The sequence below is a fragment of the Promicromonospora sp. NPDC057488 genome, assembly GCF_042802395.1.
GTDB lineage: Bacteria > Actinomycetota > Actinomycetes > Actinomycetales > Cellulomonadaceae > Promicromonospora.
This window is the reverse complement of record NZ_JBHVEG010000065.1, coordinates 25,239-31,770: the sequence shown is the minus strand read 5'-3', so window position 1 is coordinate 31,770 and position 6,532 is coordinate 25,239. Positions and strand designations below refer to the sequence as shown.

The window sequence follows — 6,532 nt, the reverse complement described above, 5'->3', positions numbered from 1 at the left end:
GCCTCGGTGTCAGACGTCGGAGACGGCTGTCGGGTCAGTGCCCGAACGGCTCCTGCATCTGCGGGTTGAGCGACTTCTGCTTGACGCGCTCGGCCTTGCCGTCGATCGAGTCGTCGATGTCGAACGTGTCGAAACCGATGCCGAGGTCGTTCGAGTAGGCGTAGCCGTTGTAGTAGTACGTCGACCAGGTGCCGCCGCTGCTCACGCCCTCGCCGCGGTCGAACCAGGCGAGCTCACGTGGGTTGGACGAGTCCGTGAAGTCGTACACGGAGACGCCGCCCTGGTACCAGGACTGGACCATGATGTCCTTGCCCTTGACCGGGATCAGCGAGCCGTTGTGCGCCACGCAGTTCTCGTCCGCCGTGTTGATGCGCGGGATCTTGTAGTACGACTTGAGCTCGAGCTCCTTCTTGCCGTGTTTGCCGCGCTCGATGTCGTAGATGCCGTTGGCGCCCAGCTCCGGCGCGTACTCGCCGGTGCAGGTCGCGAGACCGCCGCCGCCGAGCTCGTCGGTGAAGACCACCTTGGTGGCGTCGTTGTTGAACGTGGCCGAGTGCCAGAACGCGAAGTTCTCCGTGTCGCGCACCTGGCTGATGACGCGGGGACGCTCGCGGTCCTTGATGTCCATCAGGATGCCGTCACCCATGCACGCACCGGCCGCCAGGTCGTACTTGGCGTAGGTGGTGATGTCGTGGCAGCCGCTCGTGGTCGAGGCGCTGCGGCTGGGGTCACCCGGGTAGCCGCCGTCCGGGAACAGGACCGGCGTGGAGACGACCTTGGCCGACGTCGGCTTCTTCAGCGGGATCTTCACGATCGAGATGAAGTCGTGCGGCGGCTGGCAGTCCGGGAACGTCGCGTTGGGCGAGTAGGACGACACGTAGGCGTAGAGGTCCTTGCCGTTCTTGGACGGCGCCAGCGAGTGGGTGTGCGAGCCGCACTCGGTCTCGACCGACTTGATGTACTCCGGGGCGAGCGGGTTGGAGATGTCCCAGATCTTGATGCCCTCCCACGCCGCCTTCTCGGTGGCGGGAAGCGACGTCGAGGCGCAGGAGTCGTCGCTGCGGGACGAGTCCGTGGACAGCACGAGGATGTCCTTGTAGACCGAGACGTCGTTCTGCGATCCGGGGCAGTAGACCTGCACGACCTGCTCGGGGTTCTCCTTGTCGGAGAGGTCGTACACGGTGAAGCCGTCGTAGTTGCCGGCGAACGCGTACTTGCCCTGGAACGCGATGTCCGAGCCGGTGCCCTGGAGCGCGCCGTTCTTGGGCTGGTTGCTCAGGTGGGTCATGTTCTCGGACGCGGTCTCGCCCGGCGGGACGTCCGGAGCTGCGACGTCCGCGGCGACGGGCGCCGCGAAGGCCGTGGCCGCGATCATCGCGGCCAGGGCGGCGCCGGCGGCGCCCCGCACACGAGGTCGGGTAAAGGTTGGACGACGCACGGGCGTCACACCTCCTAGGTCGGTTGTGGGCAGTGTTGCTCACAGGGACCTCTCAGGACCAGGAGTTTCGTGATCTTTAACATGGTGGTGACAAAGCGCCACCTAGTGGCGCGGAAGCGACATCGGGCTTGGTGTCCGCAGGTGATGACGTGTTGGTAGATTCCGGCGCTAACGTCCTCCGATGGTCTGCGGCCACCCAGCCCATGACCGAACGATGACGCGGACTTCAGCCCGTACGAGAGGATCCGCCCGTGGAGATGCTGACAGGTGCCGGACGACGATCGCGCGTCCGGACGGTCGCGATCGGCCTGGCCGTGCTGGCGCCGGCCCTTGTGCTGTCCGCCTGCGGGCCCGACGAGGAGCCCGAGGAGGTCTCGACGCCGAGCTCCGTCGTGGTGCAGCCCGGCAAGCCCGGGGAACCGGCGCAGACCATCGCGCCCGAGGACTACGAGGGGGCGCCCAACGCCGAGGCGCCGTTCTCGAAGGCGGACGCAGAGTTCCTCACCGACATGATCTGGCACCACGGGCAGGCGATCGACATGTCGGTGCTGGCGCCGGAGCGCGCGGAGTCCGAGCAGATCAAGACCTTCGCCACCCGCATCGACGTGGTGCAGGGCAGCGAGATCAAGCTGATGTCCGACTGGCTGGAGGAGAACGACTACCCCGTGCCGGTGACCGCCGAGAGCGGCGACGGTTCGGGTCCGCGAGCGCCGGAGCACGGGCACGACGCCGAGATGCCCGGCATGCTGAGCGCGGCCCAGATGGCCGAGATGGAGGACGCGTCCGGGGCCGAGTTCGACCGGCTGTACCTGGAGGGCATGATCAAGCACCACGAGGGTGCGCTGGCCATGTGCAAGGACGTCGCCGGGGCGGGCAGCGAGGAGCGGGTCCTGGAGCTGGCGAACAACATCGCGGCCGACCAGATGGCGGAGATCGACCGGCTGGACCAGATGCTCGACGCTCTGTGACCCGGCAGCTTGTGACCCGGCGACTCGTGACCCGGCGTCCCGTGACATGACGATCGCCGGGAACGGAGCGGGTGCTCCGTTTCCCGGCGATCGCGGGGTGGTCGGCGGCGACCCCACCAGGCCGCCGCCGACCGGTCAGACGCGGCGCCGACCCAGCAGGATCAGACCCGCGACGGCGGCCAGCGCACCGAGCGCCGCCAACAGGATGACGACCACGCCGACGGCGCCCAGCGGCGAGTTGTCCATGCTGGTCCGGAGCACGCCGGTGCCGTCGGACAGCTGCGCCGTACCGGACGCGACGTCGGACGTGCCCGCGGCGAGCTTCACCGAACCGTCGGCGAGCTGCTGCGTGCCGTCGGCCAGGGTGACCGCGCCCGCGGCCAGGGTGTGCGTACCGTCGTCGACGGCACCCGTGCCGTCGTTGAGGTCGCGCGCACCGTCGCGGGCCTCCTCCAGGCCGTCGCGCACCTTGACCGACCCGTCGGCCAGCTTCTGCGACTTCTCGACCTTGGGGACGACGCGGTCGCGCACCTCGATGATGCCGCCGAGGATCTGGCCGGAGCCGTTGTAGGCGGTTCCGGACCCAGCGGCCAGCAGCGCCGAACCGGCGTGAAGCTGCCGCACTCCGGAGACGAGCGCGGGCGTCTGGCCTGCGAGCTCGGTGTTCCCGTCGGCGACCTGGGTCGCACCGGCAAGCAGCGCGGGCAGGCCGCCCTTGAGCTGACCCGTGCCAGCGGCGAGCGCGGCGTTGCCGTCCGCAACCTGGGTCGCACCGGAAAGGAGCGCAGGGAGGCCGCTCTTCAGCTGACCCGTACCAGCAGCCAAGGTGGCGTTGCCGTCGGCGACCTGGGTTGCACCGGCGAGCAGTGCGGGCAGGCCGCCCTTGAGCTGACCCGTACCAGCGGCGAGCGCGGCGTTGCCGTCCGCAACTTGGGTCGCACCCGAAAGGAGCGCGGGCAACCCCTCGCCGAGCTCGCCCGCCCCGGCCGCCAGAGCCTCGCTGCCGACGGCCGTTCGCTGCGCACCTGCCACGAGCTCCGAACTACCGGTGTAGGCCGTACCAACGCCACCCACGTACTGCTGGATCCCCGGCACGAAGTTTCCAAAGCCAGCGCTCAGCGCGGCACTACCCTCCTTGAGCCGCTCCGAGCCGGCAGCCACTTGCCTTGCGCCTGCAGCGAGCGGCTCCAGCCCGTCGCCCACCCGACTGATGCCGCCGGAGACCTGACTGGATCCCTGGGCCACCGCAGCAGCGCCGTCGGAGACCTTCGACGCTCCCGCGGACAAGGTGCCGAGGGAGGACGCCAGGTCAGACGCGCCGTGCTGTGCCTGCGCCGCTCCGGTCCCGAGCTGCCCGGCACCGGCCGCCAGGTCGCCCGACGACTGGGCCAGAGCTTGCAGCTGCGCTTTGAGCGTCGGGTCGTCCGTTGCACCGGCAAGCTCTTCCAGGTTCTGCTTGAGGGCAAGGTTGCCGCCCTGGACCTGCTCCGCACCTGCGACCAGGCCGCCGATCTTCGTCGCCAGGGTGTCAGCACCGCTCTTCGCCGCGGCGACGCCTCCGGCGACCGGCACGGAACCCGAAGCCACGCTTCCGGCACCTGCCGCGGTGTCAGCGGCGCCCTTCACCAGAGCCGGTACACCGGCCTGGAGCTGCGCGATACCGCCAGCGACCTGATCGGCCCCGGCGTCCAAGGCAGCAGCACCATCCGAGACATCGCCCGCACCCGCCCGGAGAGCGCTGGTCCCGTTGAGAAGCTCGTCGCCACTGTCGTCGAGCCTCGAGAGGCCGTTGTTGAGCGCCGCACTTCCCCCGTAGACCAGGGCGGATCCTTCCGCGAGCTGGTCGGCGCCTGCGACGAGTGCCGGCGCCTTGCTGTTCAGAGTCACTACGCCGGCCTGCAGTTCATGGGAGCCGGAAGCCAATCGCTGTGCACCCGCGTCGAGCGGGCTCACGCCTTCGTCGACCTTCACCACGCCGGCTCGAACGAGCAGGGACCCGGACGCCAGCTGACGTGCGCCCGCGTCGAGCGGGGTCACCCCGGCGCTGACCGTCGCAACGCCCGCCCGCACCTGTCCGGAACCGGACGCCAGCTGACGAGCACCAGCATCGAGTGGGGTCACGCCGTCGCTCACTGTCGCGACGCCGGCCGCCACGAGAAGCGACCCGCCGGCCAACCGCTGGGCACCGTCGGCCAGCGCGGGCGCCTTGGCGTTCAGGGTTCCGAGACCGGCGTTGAGCTCCCCCGCACCAGCACTGAGATCGCCGAGCCCGTCGTTCAGCTTCGTCTGACCGGCGGTGAGCAGCAGCGAGGCGTCCGCAAGGTCGGAGACGTCCGACGCGGTCTCCGCGGTACCGTCCGCGATCTTCTTGGACCCGTCGTGCAGCTTGATCACGCCCGCGCGCAGCTTCGCGGAGCCTGCGTCGAGCTCCGCGGTTCCGTCCGCGAGCTTCTCCGCGCCCGGCACCACGTCGTTCTGCACACCGTTGTTGAGCTCGGTGGCGCCGGCGCTCAGGTCGCCGACGCCGGAGACCAGCTCGGCCTGGACGCCGTCGTTCAGGGTGCTGGCGCCGTCGTCGAGCTGGACCGCGCCGTTCGCGACGCTGCCCTGGAACAGGAGCATGAAGGCCGTGGCAACGATGGCACCGACCAGCAGCATGGCTACGCCTACCGCGGCGAGGATCGTCGGTCCGGGTCCTGATCGTGGTCTCGGTGATGCATGGAGCTGCGTCATAGGTTCGCCTCTCGTCCTGCGGGCTTCGTCGCCCCGCGGAAGTTGTCGGACCGGCGCCCCTGCCCGCCGGGCTCGCCGCCGTTGGCGAGCACGAAGCCCGTGGTGGTGGGCATCTGCGCAGAAGTTACCCGCGCGTTCAGTCCTGCGGAACGCTTTTACTGATCACAACTCAGTAAAGGAGCGAAGATCACCCGCTCGCCCGAAACGGTTCTACTGACCCGAAGTCAGCCGAGCCGGGCGTCGACCGACTCGGCCGAGAACCGGTCGTCGACGGCGACCCGCGCCAGCCCGACGAGCACGGCGTCCGGCCCCAGCGCGGCGGCCCGGATCCGCAGCCGGGCCGTCGCCCGCGGCTGCGCCCCCGCGTACACGCCCGCCCGGATGCCGGCGATCATGGCCGGCACAGCCAGCTCGCCGGCGACGACGAGGTCGGCCGGGTTGAGCACCCCGACCACCACGGCCAGCACCCTCCCGATCAGCCCGGCGGCCCGCTCGAGCTCGGCCGTGACGAGCGGGTCGCCGCGCTCGGCGTGCGCCCGCAGCTCGGCCAGCGAGCCGACGTCGGACCCAGCCTCCCCGAGCCGGCGCAGCAGCGCCGTGCCGCCCGCCTCCGCGGCGAGGCAGCCCCGGCGTCCGCAGCGGCAGACGGCGTCGCCGCCGACGTCGACGTGCCCGATGTCGCCCGCCCCGCCGTCGGTCCCGCGGTAGGTGCGGCCGTCGATGACGAGGCCCGCCCCGAGGAACCGCGACACCTTGACCAGCACGAACGGCTCCGGGCGCCCGTCGCGGCCCGCGCCGAGCTCGGTGAACTCGCCGTAAGCCGTCGCGTCGGCGTCGTTCTCGAGGTGCACCGGCACGTCGAACCGGGCGCACACGGCCTCCACCACGGGCCAGGCGCCCCAGCCCGGCATGACCGGCGGGTCGGACAGGCGGTGGTCGTGCGGGTCCACGGGACCGGGCACCGACAGCGCGACCCCGCCGACGGAGGCGGGCTTGATCCCGGCGTCGGCCAGCAGGTCGTCGAAGCCGTCCAGCAGCTGCGGCAGCACCGCCTCCGGCCCGACCGCGAGGTCCACTGCCAGCACCGTGCGGGCGAGCAGCGCACCGTGCGGGTCGACGACGGCGAGCTCCGCCCTCTCGAACTCCAGCGCCGCCACCAGCACCAGCGAGTCGGCCGGGTCGAACACGAACCGCTCCGAGCGCCTTCCGCCCGTCGCCCCGGCGTCGCCCGCCGTGCGGATGATGCCCGCCGCCAGCAGCGCGTCCATCCGCTGCGCCACGGTGACCCGCGACAGCCCCGTCGCCTCCAGCACCTGGATGCGCGTCGTCGCCCGTCCGCTCCGGATGAGCTGCAGGATCTCGCCCGCGCCTGCTGCCACGTTCTTCCTCAGTT

The 6,532-nt window shown here is 70.8% G+C and carries 4 protein-coding genes; 1 reads left to right on the top strand and 3 read right to left on the bottom strand.

All coding sequences use genetic code 11. The features are described 5' to 3' along the window. Window positions 1-34 precede the first annotated feature (34 nt). Window positions 35-1,408, bottom strand: a complete 1,374-nt coding sequence (locus ACFU5G_RS15090; protein WP_377245926.1) for an LVIVD repeat-containing protein — start codon at window positions 1,406-1,408, stop codon at window positions 35-37. 287 nt (window positions 1,409-1,695) lie between these two features. On the opposite strand from ACFU5G_RS15090, the gene ACFU5G_RS15085 reads away from it, so the two are divergent. Beyond that, window positions 1,696-2,406: a DUF305 domain-containing protein gene (locus tag ACFU5G_RS15085; RefSeq protein WP_377245929.1), complete on the top strand. Its 711-nt coding sequence runs from the start codon at window positions 1,696-1,698 to the stop codon at window positions 2,404-2,406. 135 nt (window positions 2,407-2,541) lie between these two features. Here the strand turns inward: ACFU5G_RS15085 and ACFU5G_RS15080 are convergent, their stop codons facing one another. Both ACFU5G_RS15080 and ACFU5G_RS15075 read right to left on the bottom strand, forming a co-directional pair. Beyond that, window positions 2,542-5,064: a hypothetical protein gene (locus ACFU5G_RS15080; protein WP_377245923.1), complete on the bottom strand. Its 2,523-nt coding sequence runs from the start codon at window positions 5,062-5,064 to the stop codon at window positions 2,542-2,544. 299 nt (window positions 5,065-5,363) lie between these two features. Then, window positions 5,364-6,518: an ROK family transcriptional regulator gene (locus tag ACFU5G_RS15075; protein ID WP_377245920.1), complete on the bottom strand. Its 1,155-nt coding sequence runs from the start codon at window positions 6,516-6,518 to the stop codon at window positions 5,364-5,366. Window positions 6,519-6,532: the final 14 nt, after the last annotated feature.

Bases quoted from the DNA above. Each gene is read 5' to 3' on its own strand.
- ACFU5G_RS15085 (WP_377245929.1), top strand. From the start codon at position 1,696: ATGCTGACAGGTGCCGGACGACGATCGCGCGTCCGGACGGTCGCGATC.
- ACFU5G_RS15080 (WP_377245923.1), bottom strand. From the start codon at position 5,064: ATGCTGCTGGTCGGTGCCATCGTTGCCACGGCCTTCATGCTCCTGTTC.